This is a genomic window from Micromonospora citrea, assembly GCF_049629545.1.
In the GTDB taxonomy this organism is placed as follows: Bacteria; Actinomycetota; Actinomycetes; order Mycobacteriales; family Micromonosporaceae; genus Micromonospora; species Micromonospora citrea_A.
On record NZ_JBNADX010000016.1, the window covers coordinates 74,874 to 90,338 of the forward strand.

Sequence of the window (15,465 nt, forward strand, 5' to 3'; positions counted from 1 at the left end):
CCACCGACGCCGACCCGCACGAAAGGGACGTCCCGGCGCGGAGCACGAACGGCTGACGGCGATGTCGCGAGCCATCGGTAGCATTCAGCGGCGATGGTCCACAGCGAGCAGTCGGTCGAACAGAGCCCGCACCCCGTACTCGGGGTGGACGGCTGCACCGACGCCGTCGAGGTCGGGCGGGGCGGCTTCGGCGTCGTCTACCGGGCCTGGCAGCCGGCCTTCTCCCGCTGGGTGGCGGTCAAGGTGCTCGCCGCCGACTGGCACGGCCCGTCCCGCGCCCGCTTCGACCGGGAACTGCGGATGCTGGGTCGGCTCTCCGACCACCCGCACATCGTCACCCTGCACCAGGCGGGCCGTACCGCCGCCGGCAATCCCTACCTGCTCATGGCGTACGAGGAGGGCGGCTCGCTCGGCGACCGGCTGCGCGGCGGGGCGGCGGGCGACTGGCGGGAGGCCGTCGCCGGCGGGATCAGCGTGGCGGGCGCCCTGGAGACCGCGCACCGGGCCGGTGTGCTGCACCGCGACGTGAAACCCGAGAACATCCTGATCTCCGGGTACGGCGAGCCGAAGCTGGCCGACTTCGGGCAGGCGCGTCCCAGTACGGCGGACCGCACCGACCCCCGGGGCAGGGTCACGGCCAGCGTGCTGCACGCCGCACCCGAGGTACTGCGCGGCGCGCCGGCCTCGGTCGCCGCCGACGTCTACGCGCTCGCCTCGACGGTGCTGCACTGGATCAACGGCACGCCCGCCTTCACCCCCGCCGCCGGCGAGTCGCTGGAGTCGCTGCTGCGCCGCGTCACCGTCGACCCGGTGCCGGACCTGCGGACGCAGGGCGTACCCGACGGGGTGTGCGCGGCGCTGGAGCGGGCGATGGCGAAGGACCCCGCGCGGCGGCCCGCGACGGCCGCCGAGTTCGCCGACGAGCTGCGCGCGGCGCAGGCGGCGGCCGGGGTGCCGGTCACCCCGTTCGTCCTCGGCGCGGGCGACGCCGGCGGGCCGGCGGCGGACGAGCCGGACGATGGCGCGGCGTCGCTGTCGCTGACCGATCGCCGCCGTGCCGCCCTGGAGTTGTCCGCCACCGTCGGGCGGCAGCCGTCCCGGGTACGCCCGCGTACGCTGCTGCGCTCGCTCGGGCTGCTCGTCGCGCTGGCGGCGGTGCTCGCCACCGGCTACTCCCAGGCGCTGCCGACGCCCGCCCCGGTGGAGCTGCCGGTCACCCTGGCCCTCGGCGAGCTGGAGCTCTACGCCGAGTCCGACGAGCAGGTGGTGTCGGTGCGCAACCGCGCCGACCGGCCGGTCCGGGTGACCGGGGTGACGCTGACCGGGCCGTCCCGGGCCGACCTGCGGATCGTCGGCGACGGGTGCAGCCCCGGACCGGTGGGGCCGGGCGGCCGCTGCGAGGTGCGGGTGGTCGCCGTCCCGCGGACCACCGGCCCGATCCGGGCGTCGCTGGAGCTGACCGCCGCGGGCCGACCGGTGTCGACCACCCTCACCGGCGCCGCCCAGCCGCGCCGGGCCAGCCGGGACGACGCCCCGCCCGGCCCCTGCTACGCCGACGCCTACCAGGTCGGCGCGTCCGCCTACGGGTACGCGGGCGGCCTGAAGGCGATCTCGGTCAAGCAGTACTGGTCGCCGAGCTGCCGGGCGACCATGGCGTACGTCTGGGTGTGGAAGCAGTACCGCGACAACGTCGCCGTCGACGGCGGCACCTGGACGGTCGGCCTGGCGGTCCGTACCGATCGGCCGGTGACCCGGCAGCGCGCGGTCGGGCAGCCGTACGAGCTGTGGACCGAGCCGCACCGGTCGGCGGGCGGCTGCACCACCGCGTCGGCGACGGTGACCGCCGACCGGACGAAGGCGGCGACGTCGGCCACCACCGAGCCGTACTGCGACCGGTGATGGAGGGCTACTTCGAGGTCCACGGGGTGGGCGGCGTCCGGCTGGTGCCGCTGACCGCCGACGCGCTGACCATCGGGCGGGCCCCGGGCAACGAGGTGACCGTCGACAGCAAGCTGGTCTCCCGGCTGCACGCGCTGGTGGAACGCTTCCCGTCCGGCTGGACGATCCGCGACCTGGGCAGCACCAACGGCACCACGGTCAACGGCCTGCCGGTGCGGGAGGCGCGACTGCTGCGGCACGGCGACCGGGTGGAGATCGGCCCGGCCCGGCTGGTGTTCCACGCGCCCCAGCTCACCGGCACCCGCACGGTCGGGGTGGAGCCACCGCCACCGGCCCCGACGCTGACCCGGCGCGAGCAGGAACTCGTCGAGGTGCTCTGCCGCCCGTACGTCTCCGGTGGCACCGCCTTCCCCGAGCCGCCGACGGTCCGGGCGCTGGCCACCGCGCTCGGGGTCAGCGAGAGCGCGGTGAAGAAGCACCTGGCCAACCTGTACGACAAGTTCGGCCTGGTCAGCAACGACGAGCGGCGGCGGTCCCGGCTGGCCGGCGAGGCGGTCCGTCGGGGCGCGACCGGGGCCTGACGTACGCGTGCCCTCCGGGCCGCGCCCCACGCGACCCGGAGGACACACCCCCCTGTTTCCTCCTGCGCGTCGCGCCCCAGGTCGACCGGAGCCCGACGACGGTGACGGCGCGCACCGTGCGGGCGCGTACCCGGGCGGCCGAGGCCGGAGGACGAGGCCGGCGGCGCCCGCCACGAATCACACCAGCTCGCCGCGCGTCCGGGCAGGTGTCGAAAAGGGGAGGTTTTCCGGCCCCCGGCTCAGCGGCGGATGCCGACCCCGCCGTAGCCGTGCGAGATCCGCTCCTGCGGCTCACCGTCCGGCCGCCACTCCGCCACCGGGACGAGGCCCGGTTCGACCAGGTCGTACCCGTCGAGGAAGCGCAGCACGTCGGCGTGGGTGCGGGGCACCAGCGGGGCGCTGCTGCGCCGGTAGACCGCCTGCCCCTGCTGGGCCGGCAGTGGCGGCGCGCCGTCCATCGTGAGGTGGGAGACCACCAGGTGGCTGCCGGGGACGGTGGCGTCGCGGAGCCGGGCGACCGCGGCGTGCGGGTCCTCGGCGTCGGTGACGAAGTGCAGCACCGCGACCAGCAGCACCGCCACCGGCCGGTCCAGGTCGATGGCAGCCCGTACGTCGGGGTGGGCGAGCAGTTCGTCGGGGCGGCGCAGGTCGGCGTGGACGACGACGGTGCGGTCGTCGGTCGGCAGCAGCCGCCGGGCGTACGCGACGGCGACCGGGTCGTGGTCGACGTAGACCACCCGCGAGTCGGGAGCGACCTGGCGGACGATCTCGTGCACGTTGCCCTGGGTGGGCAGCCCGGCGCCGATGTCGAGGAACTGGCGTATCCCCCGCTCGGCGGCGTGGCGCACGGCCCGGCGCAGGAAGTGGCGGTTGGCCTGGGCGGCGATGCCGGTGTCGGGGAAGATCTCCAGGATCTTCTCGGCGGCGGCCCGGTCGGCCGCGAAGTTGTGGCAGCCGCCCAGGAAGTAGTCGTACATCCGGGCCACGTTGGGCGCGTGCTCCGCATCGGTCGGCGCGGTCACCGGCACTCCCCTCCCTGCGGACGTCGGTCGCGCCTGCATGTCTAGCACCCGCAGCGACGTTACGCTGACCCGTCGTGTCGGTGATCCGGCTGCGCGCCGGGCGCTCCGGCGGTACGACGAGGGCACCGACCGCCGAGGAGGTACGCGATGACCCGTCCACGGGAGACCGTCGAGGTCGACCCGGTGCTGTTCCGCGCCGTGTACGACTCGCCCGCCTCGCTGCCCGGCCGGCACCGCTGGGTCACCCCGGAGCACGACGTACGCCGGATCGAGAAGCTGCTCGGCATGCCGGCGCGCAGCATCGGCGCCCCGCTGTGGGTCAGCGGCGACGAGCCGGACTGCCCGAAGTGCGGCCGGCGGCAGACCTGGTTGGACATCGTCTCCTCGGCGCTGAAGGGCGTGCACGACAGGGCGATGGTCGCCACGGTCATCCTCGGTGAGCGCAAGTACGTCAACACCGAGGTGCCGGACTCCATCGCCGGGGTGCACTGCGTGGACTGCCACACCCCGATCGAGGGTCTGCGCAGCTTCAAGTGCCACAACTGGGCGTACGCCTTCGAGGCGTTGGAGGCCGTGCTGGAGCGGATGGACGGCGGGGTCAGCCGGTCAGCTCCCTGACGTGGCGCAGCCCCGGCCGGCCGTCGAGCAGCACCTCACCGACCGACGTGAAGCCGGTGCGTCGCAGCACGGCCAGTGAGCCGAGGTTGTCCCGCGTGGTGTCGGCGGTGAGCCGGGTCAGGCCGTACTCGTCCCGGGCCAGGTCGCAGACCTGCCGTACGCCGGCGGTGGCGAGGCCGCGCCCGGCGGCCCGCTCGGCGACCCGGTAGCCCAGCTCGGCGCTTCCGTCGGCGACGTCGACCAGGTTGAACCGGCCGAGCACCTCGCCGTCGTCGTCGACCAGGACGTGGAAGTGGCACCGGCCGGTGGCCTGCTCGGCGAGGAGCGCCGCGTGCCGGGCGTCGAAGCCGGTGAAGTAGTCGTCGCCCCGGTCCGGCACGGTCCGCGCGAACCACGCCCGGTTGGCCCGCTCGAACCGCAGCACCGCGCCCGCGTGACGTTCGGCGAGCCGTTGCAGATCGGGCACCGCGCCACCCTACCCGCCCGACCCAGCCCTGCCTCCGTTGCGCCGGAACGGCGGTGTCCCGGGTGCCGCGATGCCGCCGTTCCGGCGTCATGGTGTCGATCATGCAGACGAGCCCGGCACCGAACGGCGCGTCGATCTTGCCCGGGGCAGGCCCGGGCCCGGACACCGGACGGAGGCCGGATCAGGGCGGGGGTGGGATCAGGGGCGGCTGCGGCGCTGCGGGCGGCGCCCGGGCGGAGCGGGCGGCTCGGGGCCGGGGTCGGGCACCGGGGGCATCGGCAGGACGACCGGGGCCGCGCCGGTGACCCGCACCGGCTCGCCGGCATGCCGCAGCTCGACCGCCCCGTCCGGGTCGTCGGGCAGCTCGTAGCGGGCCTCGTCCCGGGTGAGGGTGACCCGCAGCCGCTGCCCCCGCCAGCGCAGGCTGAACCCGAGCCGGCGGATCCGGTCCGGCAGCCGGGGCGCGAACGACAGGTAGCCCCGGTCGTCGCGCAGCCCGCCGAAGCCCTCCACCACCGCCGTCCAGGCGCCGGCGAGGGCGGCCAGGTGCAGTCCGTCGGTGGTCTTGTCGCCAAGGTCGGCCAGATCGTGCAGGGCCGCCTCGGCGAAGAGGTCGTACGCCAGGTCCAGGTGCCCGACCTCGGCGGCGAGCACCGCCTGCGAGCCGGCGGAGAGCGACGAGTCGCGGACGGTGCGGGCCTCGTAGTAGGCGAAGTTGCGGGCCTTCTCCTCGGCGGTGAACTCGCCCGGGCAGCGCTGCATGGCCAGCACCAGGTCGGCCTGCTTGACCACCTGCCTGCGGTACAGCTCCAGGTAGGGAAAGTGCAGCAGCAGCGGGTAGTCGTCGTCGGTCATCGCGGCGAAGTCCCACTCGGGCTGCTCGGTGAAGCCGGCGGCCTGCTGGTGCACACCGCGCTTGCGGTCGTACGGGACGGCGACCGCGTCGGCGGCGGCCCGCCAGCCGGCGACCTCGGCGGCCTCGACACCCAGCTCGGCGGCGCGTCCCGGGTGTCGTTCGGCGGCGTCGGCGGCGCCGCGCAGGTTGCGTCGGACCATCAGGTTGGTGAAGAGGTTGTCGTCGACCAGGGCGGCGTACTCGTCGGGGCCGGTGACGCCGGTGACGTGGAAGGCGCCGTCGTCCGACCAGTGCCCGAAGCCGTGCCAGAGCCGGGCCGTCTCGACCAGCAGATCCAGCCCCGCCCCGGTGAGGAACTCCTCGTCGCCGGTGGCCGCGACGTAGCGCAGCACCGCGTCGGCGACGTCGGCGTTGACGTGCAGGGCGGCCGTGCCGGCGGGCCAGTAGCCGGAGCACTCCCGGCCGCCGATGGTCCGCCACGGGAAGGTGGCCCCGGGCAGCCGCAGCTCGGCGGCGCGTTCCCGGGCCTCCGGCAGGTGGGCGTGCCGCCAGCGCAGCGCCGAGCGGGTGACCTCCGGCGCCAGGTACGTCAGCACCGGCAGCACGTAGCTCTCGGTGTCCCAGAGGACGTGACCGTCGTAGCCGTTGCCGGTGAGTCCCTTCGCCGGGATGGTCCGGTCGCCGTCGGCCCGGCCGGCCTGGAGCAGGTGGAAGACGGCGAACCGGACGGCCTGCTGGAGTTCCGGGTCGCCATCGAGTTCCACGTCGGCGGTCGTCCAGAGCGCGTCGAGGGTGGCCCGCTGGTCGGCGAGGAGGGCGTCGAAGCCGTGCTCCCTCGCGGCGGCGGCCTCGGTGGTGACCAGGTCGGCCAGGTCGTCGGGCGAAGTGCCGTCGACCGGCGCGCACTCGTACGCGGCGAACTTGGTGATCCGCAGCCGCCGGCCGGGGCGCAGCCGGCCATCCACGCTCAGCCGCAGGCGGTCCGGGGTGCAGTCGTCCGAGGTGGTGAAGCCGTCGGGCGTCTCCGTCTCGTGGGTCACCGCGACGGCGACCCGCTGGGCGCTGCGTCCGGTGCGGTGGACCAGCACTCCGGAGCAGCCGTTCCAGCGGCGGGCCTCGGCGGTCAACGGGTCGTGGACGACCGTGGCGGCGCGCGGGTCGTCGCCGCGTTCCGGCACCCGCTCGTTGGCCTGCACGTCGGAGCAGACCCGCAGCTCCACCGGGTCGTCGCCGAGCGGTTCCACCTCGTAGCGGACGGCGGCGACCGCGTGCCGGGGCAGCGAGACCAGCCGGGTGCTGCGGATCCGCACCCCGTGCCCGCCCGGCGAGATCCACTCGGTCCGCCGCTCCACCACGCCGGCCCGCAGGTCGAGCACCTGTTCGTGGGTACGCAGGGTGCCGGTGCGCACGTCCAGCGGCTCGCCGGCCACCCAGAGCTTGACCAGGGCGGCGTTGGGCGCGCTGACCACGGTGTCGCTGAGCTGCGGGAAGGCGTACCCGTCCTCGGGGTAGGTCAGCTCACGTCGCTCGTGGAAGCCGTTGAGGTAGCTGCCGGGCATCTCGACCGGCTCGCCCTCGTCGAGGGTGCCGCGCCAGCCGATCCAGCCGTTGCCCAGCGCGAAGAGCGACTCGGTCTCGCCGAGTCGCTCGAGGTCGGCGTCGGTACGGCGGATCCGCCAGTTCTCGTCGTCGTGCACGGCACTCCCGTTACCCCCTCCGCGCAGGGGCCGAATCAGTCCCGGGCTGTGAGTTGGCTGAGACGAAGGTCAGGGACAAACCCTCATCATCGCACGATGTCGCCTGTATCCGTGATTCGTAGCGTCTGGACCAGGTAAACGGGGTATGAACATTTGGTGAGGTGAGACATGATTCAGACCGGCAGGACGGATGTTCCGGATATCAGCGGGGAGTGGTACCGCGACATCGTCGAGGTCGCGTCCGCCAGCCCGACACCCGTCCAGTGGTTCGCGGGGCACTTCACCGAAGGTGCGATCCTGCTGCTCGGCGCGCTGTTCCTGCTGGCCGCCGCGCCCCGGCTGCTGCGGGGTGGCCACGGGGAACGGGCCGTCGCGCTGGTCGCGCCGGTCGCCGTGGTCCTCGCCTACGGGTGCAGCGAAGGGTTGAAGACGGTCTTCGACCAGGACCGGCCCTGCCGCGACGCGGTCCGGATCGTGGCCGCGCAGTGCCCACCAACGGGCGACTGGTCCTTCCCGAGCAACCACAGCACCATCGCCGGCGCGCTGGTCGTGGCCACGCTGCTCTGCTCCCGTCGGCTCGGGCTGCTCGCCGTACCGCTGGCGTTGCTCGCCGCGCTCTCCCGGGTCTTCGTCGGCGTGCACTACCCGCACGACGTCGCCGCCGGCCTGCTCCTCGGCGCGGCGGTGACGCTCACCGTCACGCTCCTGGCCGCCCGCCCCACCGCCGACCTGCTGACCCGCCGCTCCACCCGTACCACCCGGCTCCCCCTCACCGCCGAGCGCCACTGACCGGCCCACGAACGACCGGGCGCGCCGCGTGGGTGATGGGCGGTCAGGGGGTGAGGAGGAGGGCGGCGCAGGTGCCCAGGACCAGGAACGGGCCGAAGGGCAGGTGGGTCGACCAGGTCACCCTCCTGGCCAGCAGCAGCCCGAGGCTGGTCACCGCCGAGAACGCGAACGTCAGCGCCACACCGGCCAGCAGCACCGGCCAGCCGTACCAGCCGAGCAGCGCACCGACGCCGACTGCCAGCTTGGCGTCGCCGAGGCCGAAGCCGCGCCGGCCGAGCAGCAGCGTGGTGGTGGCGAAGGCGAGCCCGAGCCCGACCCCGGCCGCCACCGCGCGCAGCCACGGACCGACGCCCGGCCCGGTCAGCGCGGCCACCGCGAGCAGCGCGACCACTCCCGCCGCGGCCGGCCCGGTGAACCGGTCGGGCAGCCGGCGGACGGCCAGGTCGATCAGGGCCAGCGGGAGCGCCCAGCCGAGCCACCAGGCGACGGCGGCGCGCTCGACGAACGTCCCGTCGACCAGCGCCAGCACCGCAAGGGCGGCGACCAGGCCGACCTCCACGCTGCCGGGCGGCGCCCCGATCCGCGCCCGGCAGCGCGGGCAGCGGGCCGCCGGGCCGGTCCCCGGCCCACCCGGGCCCAGGGGCGCACCGCAGCCGTCGCACCCGGTCCGGGCCGGCGACCCGGGGGGTACGGCGTACCGGGCGACGGCGAGGCGGAGCGGCGGGGTCAGGGCCAGGGCGGCGAGAGACCGCACGGAGAGTAATTTCGCGAGCGGTGTCGGGTGACGGTCCGGTGTCGACGAGAGGCGCGGCAGGTGACCGGAAACGGACGCGTCGCCCGGTGAGGAATTGTCGGCGGTGGGATCGGCGACCGGGGGACGGATCGGACCATACGCATCGACAGGTGCCATATCCCCGGGCGGTACGACACGATCGACGCCGCCGGCTGCCCGCCCGTCGGTTGCCGACCCCCGATCGGGGAGTGCCAGCCGCCCGGGCGTGCCGTACTTGCCGTCGTCCACCCCCGGCCACCTCCGATCATCACGCACCGTGTTCGATTGAATTGCCTCTGTTGCATCGGCGGACGTCAGCCTATGCTCGCCCCTTGGGTAGGACGCAACCCCCGTCAGCAGGTGCCGGGCAACCGGCCGCACGTCTCACCACAGATCCACACAGGTAAATGCGGCAGCACTGATCCCAGGTCCGGGCGACAACCTCCGGGCGCGCTGCCGCATGCCCGGACGCCGCCGGGATCCGGCCGTCGGGCGGCACCGAGGAGGGCACGGCGATGCGCACACGGCATCCCCGCCGCTGGACAACCTGCCTGGTCATCGCCGCGGTGGCCGGAGCGGCCGCCGGCTGCGGCGACGGGTCGGGAACGGCCGCCGGGCCACCCGCCCGCAAGGCCACCGACCCACGGCAGTCGAGCGCGGACGAACGGGCCGCCGAACAGGCGGCACTGAAGGCGTACGCCGGCTACCTGGACGCCTCCCGGGAGGCGAGCCGGGCCAGCGACCCACGTCATCCCGCGCTCGCCCGGTTCCTGGCCGACCCACTGCTCACCCGGGTCCGGGTGACCCTCGACCAGGCCCGCCGGCACGGCGCGGTACGCACCGGGACGCTCCGCTCGGACCCCACGGTGACCTCGGTCAGCCTGGACACCGCCCCGCCGACCGTGGAGATCCAGGACTGCCTCGACGCCACCGCGTACCGCCTGATCTACGCCAAGGACAAGCGGGTGGTCCCCGGCTCCGGCGGCGGACGACACCTGGCCACCGCGACCGCGACCCGCTACCCGGACGGCCGGTGGCTGATCAGCACCGGCGCAGCGCACGAGGACCAGCCGTGCTGACCTGGGGAGAAGGGCGCGTCCCGGCTCCGGCAACCGGGGCCGGGACGCCCCGCAGGCTGCTCGCCGGCACGCTGCTGGCGCTGCTGGTAGCCGTCCTCGCGCCGCTGCCGGCCGCCGCCGAGGGCCCGGGACCGGAGTGCCCGCCCGGCCAGAACGACTGCACCATCTGGGACGACGACCCGGGCACCCCGGGCGACCCGGGCGGCGGCGGGGACGGCGGCAGCACCGGCGGGGGCGGCACCGCCCCGAAGTGCCAGTGGAACGGCAAGCCGCTGCCCTGCTACAACGAGTTCCTCGGCTGGTTCAACAACGGCGACGGCTGCTACTACAAGCTGGCCGAACCGCAGCCCGAGGCCCCCGAGGGCCAGCAGTGGTACGTGCAGACCTGCAACGGCGGTGACCTGGGCACCCAGACCGTGGTGCTGCGCGACGGCCCGCCGCCCGGCTTCGGCAGCCCGCCCGACCCGGAGGAGCTGGCCCGCCGGGCGCTGGCCCGAATCTCCATGCTGCCGCCCCGGATCGCGATGGCGCCCCGCCGCAGCACCGGCCCCGGCCTGGTCGGCCTGCCGGTCTGGATGTGGGCCAGCGGCGGCCGGAACTACTTCGGACCGACGATCACCGAATCCGAGGAGGACCGGGGCCTGCGGGTGGAGCTCACCGCCCGGTTCGACCGGATCGTCTGGAACATGGGCAACGGCGTCAAGGTCACCTGCTCCGACGAGGGCACCCCGTACGACGCGAAGGGGCCGCGCGCCGGGAAGACCTCGCCCGACTGCGGCTACGACTCCGGCTATCCGAAGGCCGGCACGTACCGGGTCAGCGCCACCACGTACTGGACGGTGACCTGGAGCGGCGGCGGCGAGAGCGGCGTCATCCCGCAGACCCGCACCAGCGGCACGATTCCGATCGAGATCGACGAGCTTCAGGTGGTTACCCGATGAGCCTGGTCACCCGCAACGGCACCCCGGTCGACGCGCCGGTCGCCCCACCCAAGGTGGTCCGGCAGCGCCGGACCCGTCCCGGCCTGCTCGGGCTGGCGGTGCTGCTGATCGCGCTCGGCGGCCTCGGCGCGGCGTTCGCCGTCACCTCGGTCCGCGCCACCGGCAGCTACCTGGCCGTCGCCCGCCCGGTCGAGGTCGGCCGGACGCTCAGCGCCGACGACCTGGTCAGCGTGCAGGTCTCCGGCGGCGCGGGGCTGTCCCCGGTGCCGGCGAAGAAGCTCGACGAGGTGGTCGGCAAGCGGGCCGCGGTGGGGTTGACCCCCGGCACCCTGCTGACCATGGAGCAGCTCACCGACGCCCCGCTGCTCGGCCCGGGGCAGCAGCAGATCGCGCTCGGGCTCGAGCCCAGCCAGGTGCCGGCCCGCAAGCTGCACCCCGGCGACAAGGTGCTGCTGGTCAGCACCCCCGCCGCCGACGACAGCCAGGCGCCGGGCACCCGGTTCACCGGCACGGTGATCGACACGGCCACCCCGGAGAACGAGGACGTGGTGGTCTACGTGGCGCTGCCGACCCGCGACGTGCCGGCGGTGGTGGTGCTGGCCGCGCAGGAGCGGATCGCCCTGGTGCTGGTCGAGGCGGCCTGAGCATGGCGATCATCGCGCTGGTCTCGGCGAAGGGCTCGCCCGGGGTCACCACGTCCGCGCTGGCCTGCACCCTGAGCTGGCACCGGCGGCTGGTGCTCGCCGAGTGCGACCCGGCCGGCGGCACCGTCCTCGCCGGCTACCTCGGCGGCGCGTTGGACGGGCCCCGGGGCATCGGCGAACTGGCCGTCGGCGAACTGCGCGACGGCAACCTGGAGTCGGCGTTCTGGTCCCAACTGGTCGACCTGGACGCCCCGAAGCGGGAACGGCTGCTGCTGCCCGGCGTGGTCGACCCGGCCCAGGCCGGCAGCGTCACCCCGCTCTGGCAGCGCTTCGCGGACTTCTTCGGCGACCTGGAGAAGGGGCAACCCGCGTACGACGTGATCGTCGACTGCGGACGGCTCCAGGTGGCCGGTCCACCGTGGCCGATCCTGCGCGCCGCCGCGGTGGTGCTGCTGGTCACCCGGGCGCAACTGCCGGACCTGTCGGCCACCCGGTCGATGATCCGGGCGATCGAGCGGGACTTCACCGAGCACCGGGTGCCCCCGGGCACGCTGCGGCTGCTGGTGGTCGGCGACGGCCACGGCAAGGGCGAGATCAGCAAGGCGCTGCGGGTGCCGGTGATCGGCCGGATGCCGGAGGACCGGCGTACCGCGCAGGTGCTCAGCCTCGGCGGCACCGTGCGCGCCGGACGGCCGCTGATGCGCGCGGCCGGTGGGCTGGAGATGCCGGTCCGGGCGCTGCTGGACCGCCGCCGGGCCCGGCTGGCCTGGCCGGCGACGCAGGAGGTCCCCGATGCGGTTTGAGCCGGTCCACCACGACCCGCGCCGCCAGCAGCCGGGCGCGACCTCGACGATGCCGCCGCTGCCCCCGGCGAACGGACGTCACCACCACGCGCCGCCGGTCGCCCCGCCCGCCCCGACGCCGCCGCCCCGGCCGAGGGTGGACTTCGCCGTGGTCCGCGAGCTACGGCGGGAACTGAGCGAACGGCTCACCCAGTGGCAGCGCGGCCGGGACTTCGACGCCAACGAGGAGGAGGTCGAACGGGCCCGGCTCGCGGTCGCCGTCGTCTCCGGCTACGCCGACTCGGTACGCCGGGCCGGCACCCCGCTCACCGCCGACGAGGAGCGGATGCTGCTGGACCAGGTGACCGCCGAACTGGTCGGGCTGGGACGGCTCCAGACGCTGCTGGTCGACGACTCCATCGAGGAGGTGCACATCCTCGGCTGCGACCAGGTACGGATCACCCGGCACGGCGGCGGCGTCGACTGGGCCGAGCCGATCGCCGACAGCGACGAGGAGCTGGTGGAGATCCTCCAGGCGGCGGCCCGCCGGGCCGGGGCCACCGAACGCTCGCTGTCCACCTCGAAGCCGACGCTGGACCTGCAACTGCCCGACGGCAGCCGACTCGCGGCGGTCTTCCTGGTCAGCCACCGCCCGTACGCGGTGATCCGCAAGCACAACACGCTGGACGTGAGCCTGGAGGACATCTGCGGCACCCGCCCCGACCTGGACGAGATGATCGACCCGCTGCTGCGCGACTTCCTCCGCGCGTCCATGCGGGCCGGGCTGAACATCATGGTCGCCGGGCTGGCCGGGGCGGGGAAGACCACCGTCATCCGGGCGCTGATGGACGAGATCCCGCCGGACGAGCCGTACGTGCTGCTGGAGGAGAGCCGGGAGCTGCTGCCCGCCCGGCGCGGGCACAAGCACCGCGCGGTGATGAGCTTCGAGTCCCGGGAGGGGCACGGCGAGCGCGGCCTGGACGGGCGGCCCGCCGGCGAGGTGAGCATCGCCGACCTGATCCCGGTGTCGCTGCGGATGGGCGTGCTGCGGATCATCGTCGGCGAGGTGCGGTCCCGGGAGATCGTGCCGATGCTCCAGGCGATGACCACCAGCCGCGGGTCGATGTGCACCATCCACGCCCGTACCCCGGCCGGGGTGAGCGAGCGGATCATCGAGCTGGCGCTGGCCCACGGCCGGGAGATGACGGTCGACCAGGCCCGCCGGATGGCCGGCAACGCCCTCGACCTGATCGTCTACGTGACCGTCGAGGACGAGACCGCGATCGGCGGCCGCAAGCACCGCTTCGTCTCCCACGTGGAGGAGGTGATCGGGGTCGGCGAGGGCAACCGGATCATCACCACGTCCGTCTTCGGCCCTGGCCCGGACGGCCGGGCGGTCCCCCGCCACCTGCCCGAACGCATCCGCGACCACCTGCTGCGGGTCGGCTACGACGCCCGGCTGCTGACCCGGTTCATCGAGGCCGGCGCCGGCGCCTGGCGTCGCCCCCGGCACAGTCGCCTCGGCCCGGCGGTGCGACGGTGACCGACATCGAGCTGATCGCCGTCGTCTCCGGGGCGGCCTGCGTGGCCGGGCTGGTCCTGGCCGTGGTCGCGGTGGCCGGCACCCGCGCGCCCGTCCGGCCCCGGCCGGCCGCCGGGCGGGGCCTGCGCCGGATCTGGGTCGGCTCCGGCGCCGGGCGGCGCGAACGCCGGATCCACCAGGCGCGCCTCGCCGTGGCGGTGGCCGCCGGGGCGGTGACGTTCCTGCTCAGCGGGCTGCCGGTGGTGGGGCTGATCGTGGCGGTGGCGGTGCCCGGTGTGCCGTGGCTCTTCGCCGTCGGCAGGGCCGAGCAGCGGACCATCGCCCGGATCGAGGCGGTCGGTGAGTGGACCCGCCGGCTCAAGGACGTCTCCGCCACCGGGCAGGGCCTCCAGCAGGCCATCATCGGCACCATCGCCACCGTCCCGGAGGAGATCCAGGAGGAGGTACGGCTGCTCGCCGCCCGCCTCCAGGCCGGCTGGACGGCCCGCGCCGCCCTGCTCGCCTTCGCCGACGAGATCGGCGACCCGGTCTGCGACCAGGTGGTGGCTGCGCTGATCCTGCACCTCACCGACCGGGGTGAGCGCCTCGGCGACGTGCTCGGCTCGATCGCCTCGGCCGCCGCCGCCGAGGTGGCCACCCGGCGCGAGGTGGAGGCCAAGCGCACCCAGCCCCGGTTCGCGGTCCGCTTCCTCACCGGGATGACCCTGGTCGTGCTCGCGTACGGGTTGCTGAACACCGACTACGTCCGCCCGTACGGCAGCGTCCTCGGGCAGCTCGTGATGGCGGTGCTCAGCGCGGCCTTCATCGGGCTGCTGGTCTGGGTGCGGTCGATGAGCCAGCCCCCGCCGCCGGCCCGCTTCCTGCCCGCCCCGGACCTTCAGGAGGCGGTCGCATGATGCTCAACTGGCAGCTCGCGGTCGCCGTGCTCGGCGGCGCGGGGGTGGGACTGGGCCTGTTCCTGCTGGTCCGTGAGGCGCTGCCGGCGTCCCCGGCGCTCGGTCCCGCGCTGCGCCGGCTGCACCAGCCGCCCGGCACCGTCGCCCCGGCGCGCGGGCCGGACTGGCTGGGCGGCTTCTCCCGCTGGCTCAGCCCGCCGCATCGGCAACTCGCCCTGATCGACCAGACCCCCGAGCAGTACGCCCTCTCCGTGCTCCTCTCCGGGCTGGTCGGGCTGGCCGCGCCGACCGTGCTCGGCGCGGTGCTCTTCCTCGGCGGGGTCCGGCTGCCGGTGGCCGTACCGGTGCTGGGCAGCATCGGGATGGCGATGGTCTGCGCGCTGCTCGCCCACCGCGCGGTGCTGGCGAAGGCGGACGCCGCCCGCGACGAGTTCCGCCAGGCGGTCTGCACCTACCTGGACCTGGTGGCGTTGCAGCTCTCGGCGGCGCACGGCCCGGTGCAGTCGCTGGAGCGCGCGGCGGCGGTCTGCGACGGCTGGGTCTTCGACCGGATCCAGGAGTCGCTGCGGATCGCGCAGATGCAGATGCACTCCCCGTGGGACGAGCTCCAGGAGCTGGCCGAGCGGATCGGCATCCCGGAACTGGGCGACGTGGGGGCCATCATGCGCAACTCGGGCAGCGAGGGCGCGCAGGTGCACGAGACCCTGCGCAGCCGCGCCGACTCACTGCGCGACCAGATCCGCACCGACAACCTGGCCCGGGCCGAGGGGGTCACCAGCCGCCTCGACATCCCCGGCTCGCTGCTGGTCTTCGTCCTGCTCGGTTTCATCCTCTACCCCTTCGTGGCCCGCCTGTAGTCCCTCCCCCGACAAGGAGCACC

General features: G+C 74.7%; 15 protein-coding genes. 11 read left to right on the forward strand and 4 right to left on the reverse strand.

The window, feature by feature from the left end; all coding sequences use genetic code 11:
• The first annotated feature begins 93 nt into the window (after nucleotides 1-93).
• Nucleotides 94-1,899 (forward strand): protein kinase domain-containing protein, encoded by a 1,806-nt coding sequence (locus tag ACPFP2_RS18360; RefSeq protein WP_424090395.1) that lies wholly within the window; start codon nucleotides 94-96, stop codon nucleotides 1,897-1,899.
• The gene (locus ACPFP2_RS18365) at nucleotides 1,899-2,480 is read left to right on the forward strand and encodes an FHA domain-containing protein (protein ID WP_424090396.1); all 582 of its coding nucleotides are present in this window, start codon (nucleotides 1,899-1,901) and stop codon (nucleotides 2,478-2,480) included. Before ACPFP2_RS18360 ends, ACPFP2_RS18365 begins: the two co-directional genes overlap by 1 nt.
• A 239-nt stretch (nucleotides 2,481-2,719) precedes the next feature.
• On the opposite strand, the gene ACPFP2_RS18370 is transcribed toward ACPFP2_RS18365, so the two are convergent.
• Nucleotides 2,720-3,541 carry an SAM-dependent methyltransferase gene (locus tag ACPFP2_RS18370; protein ID WP_424090397.1) on the reverse strand — a complete coding sequence of 274 codons (822 nt, stop codon included), beginning with the start codon at nucleotides 3,539-3,541 and terminating at the stop codon, nucleotides 2,720-2,722.
• A 108-nt stretch (nucleotides 3,542-3,649) separates the two neighbouring features.
• Between ACPFP2_RS18370 and ACPFP2_RS18375 the strand changes: the two genes are divergently transcribed.
• Complete coding sequence (locus tag ACPFP2_RS18375; protein WP_424090398.1) at nucleotides 3,650-4,120, forward strand: hypothetical protein; 471 nt, start codon at nucleotides 3,650-3,652, stop codon at nucleotides 4,118-4,120.
• Here the strand turns inward: ACPFP2_RS18375 and ACPFP2_RS18380 are convergent.
• Together ACPFP2_RS18380 and ACPFP2_RS18385 are read right to left on the reverse strand one after the other, a co-directional pair.
• Entirely contained in the window at nucleotides 4,101-4,586 is a 486-nt protein-coding gene (locus ACPFP2_RS18380; protein ID WP_424090399.1) for a GNAT family N-acetyltransferase, read from the reverse strand. The two genes, ACPFP2_RS18375 and ACPFP2_RS18380, sit on opposite strands and share 20 nt — an antisense overlap.
• Before the next feature lie 198 nt (nucleotides 4,587-4,784).
• Complete coding sequence (locus tag ACPFP2_RS18385) at nucleotides 4,785-7,139, reverse strand: glycoside hydrolase family 65 protein (RefSeq protein WP_424090400.1); 2,355 nt, start codon at nucleotides 7,137-7,139, stop codon at nucleotides 4,785-4,787.
• A 168-nt stretch (nucleotides 7,140-7,307) separates the two neighbouring features.
• On the opposite strand from ACPFP2_RS18385, the gene ACPFP2_RS18390 reads away from it, so the two are divergent.
• Nucleotides 7,308-7,928, forward strand: coding sequence for a phosphatase PAP2 family protein (locus ACPFP2_RS18390; protein WP_424090401.1), 621 nt, complete (start codon nucleotides 7,308-7,310; stop codon nucleotides 7,926-7,928).
• Between the two features lie 43 nt (nucleotides 7,929-7,971).
• Here ACPFP2_RS18390 and ACPFP2_RS18395 read toward each other — a convergent pair whose 3' ends face one another.
• Nucleotides 7,972-8,682, reverse strand: coding sequence for a prepilin peptidase (locus ACPFP2_RS18395; RefSeq protein ID WP_424090402.1), 711 nt, complete (start codon nucleotides 8,680-8,682; stop codon nucleotides 7,972-7,974).
• A gap of 533 nt (nucleotides 8,683-9,215) precedes the next feature.
• Between ACPFP2_RS18395 and ACPFP2_RS18400 the strand changes: the two genes are divergently transcribed.
• From ACPFP2_RS18400 to ACPFP2_RS18430, 7 genes are read left to right on the forward strand one after another with little or no spacing between them, the layout of a single operon-like run.
• Entirely contained in the window at nucleotides 9,216-9,779 is a 564-nt protein-coding gene (locus ACPFP2_RS18400; protein ID WP_424090403.1) for a hypothetical protein, read from the forward strand.
• On the forward strand, nucleotides 9,773-10,720 hold the full coding sequence (locus tag ACPFP2_RS18405) for a hypothetical protein (RefSeq protein ID WP_424090404.1): 948 nt from the start codon (nucleotides 9,773-9,775) through the stop codon (nucleotides 10,718-10,720). Before ACPFP2_RS18400 ends, ACPFP2_RS18405 begins: the two co-directional genes overlap by 7 nt.
• Entirely contained in the window at nucleotides 10,717-11,364 is a 648-nt protein-coding gene (locus tag ACPFP2_RS18410; RefSeq protein ID WP_424090405.1) for an SAF domain-containing protein, read from the forward strand. The genes ACPFP2_RS18405 and ACPFP2_RS18410 overlap by 4 nt, the downstream gene beginning before the upstream one ends.
• 2 nt (nucleotides 11,365-11,366) lie before the next feature.
• The gene (locus ACPFP2_RS18415; protein WP_424090406.1) at nucleotides 11,367-12,167 is read left to right on the forward strand and encodes a ParA family protein; all 801 of its coding nucleotides are present in this window, start codon (nucleotides 11,367-11,369) and stop codon (nucleotides 12,165-12,167) included.
• A complete protein-coding gene (locus ACPFP2_RS18420; protein ID WP_424090407.1) occupies nucleotides 12,157-13,689 on the forward strand; it encodes a CpaF family protein in 1,533 nt (510 codons plus the stop codon). The genes ACPFP2_RS18415 and ACPFP2_RS18420 overlap by 11 nt, the downstream gene beginning before the upstream one ends.
• Complete coding sequence (locus ACPFP2_RS18425; protein WP_424090471.1) at nucleotides 13,641-14,585, forward strand: type II secretion system F family protein; 945 nt, start codon at nucleotides 13,641-13,643, stop codon at nucleotides 14,583-14,585. Before ACPFP2_RS18420 ends, ACPFP2_RS18425 begins: the two co-directional genes overlap by 49 nt.
• Entirely contained in the window at nucleotides 14,585-15,442 is an 858-nt protein-coding gene (locus tag ACPFP2_RS18430; RefSeq protein ID WP_424090472.1) for a type II secretion system F family protein, read from the forward strand. Before ACPFP2_RS18425 ends, ACPFP2_RS18430 begins: the two co-directional genes overlap by 1 nt.
• Nucleotides 15,443-15,465: the final 23 nt, after the last annotated feature.

Bases quoted from the DNA above. Each gene is read 5' to 3' on its own strand.
- ACPFP2_RS18360 (WP_424090395.1), top strand. From the start codon at position 94: ATGGTCCACAGCGAGCAGTCGGTCGAACAGAGCCCGCACCCCGTACTC.
- ACPFP2_RS18365 (WP_424090396.1), top strand. From the start codon at position 1,899: ATGGAGGGCTACTTCGAGGTCCACGGGGTGGGCGGCGTCCGGCTGGTG.
- ACPFP2_RS18370 (WP_424090397.1), bottom strand. From the start codon at position 3,541: ATGCAGGCGCGACCGACGTCCGCAGGGAGGGGAGTGCCGGTGACCGCG.
- ACPFP2_RS18375 (WP_424090398.1), top strand. From the start codon at position 3,650: ATGACCCGTCCACGGGAGACCGTCGAGGTCGACCCGGTGCTGTTCCGC.
- ACPFP2_RS18390 (WP_424090401.1), top strand. From the start codon at position 7,308: ATGATTCAGACCGGCAGGACGGATGTTCCGGATATCAGCGGGGAGTGG.
- ACPFP2_RS18400 (WP_424090403.1), top strand. From the start codon at position 9,216: ATGCGCACACGGCATCCCCGCCGCTGGACAACCTGCCTGGTCATCGCC.
- ACPFP2_RS18410 (WP_424090405.1), top strand. From the start codon at position 10,717: ATGAGCCTGGTCACCCGCAACGGCACCCCGGTCGACGCGCCGGTCGCC.
- ACPFP2_RS18415 (WP_424090406.1), top strand. From the start codon at position 11,367: ATGGCGATCATCGCGCTGGTCTCGGCGAAGGGCTCGCCCGGGGTCACC.
- ACPFP2_RS18420 (WP_424090407.1), top strand. From the start codon at position 12,157: ATGCGGTTTGAGCCGGTCCACCACGACCCGCGCCGCCAGCAGCCGGGC.
- ACPFP2_RS18430 (WP_424090472.1), top strand. From the start codon at position 14,585: ATGCTCAACTGGCAGCTCGCGGTCGCCGTGCTCGGCGGCGCGGGGGTG.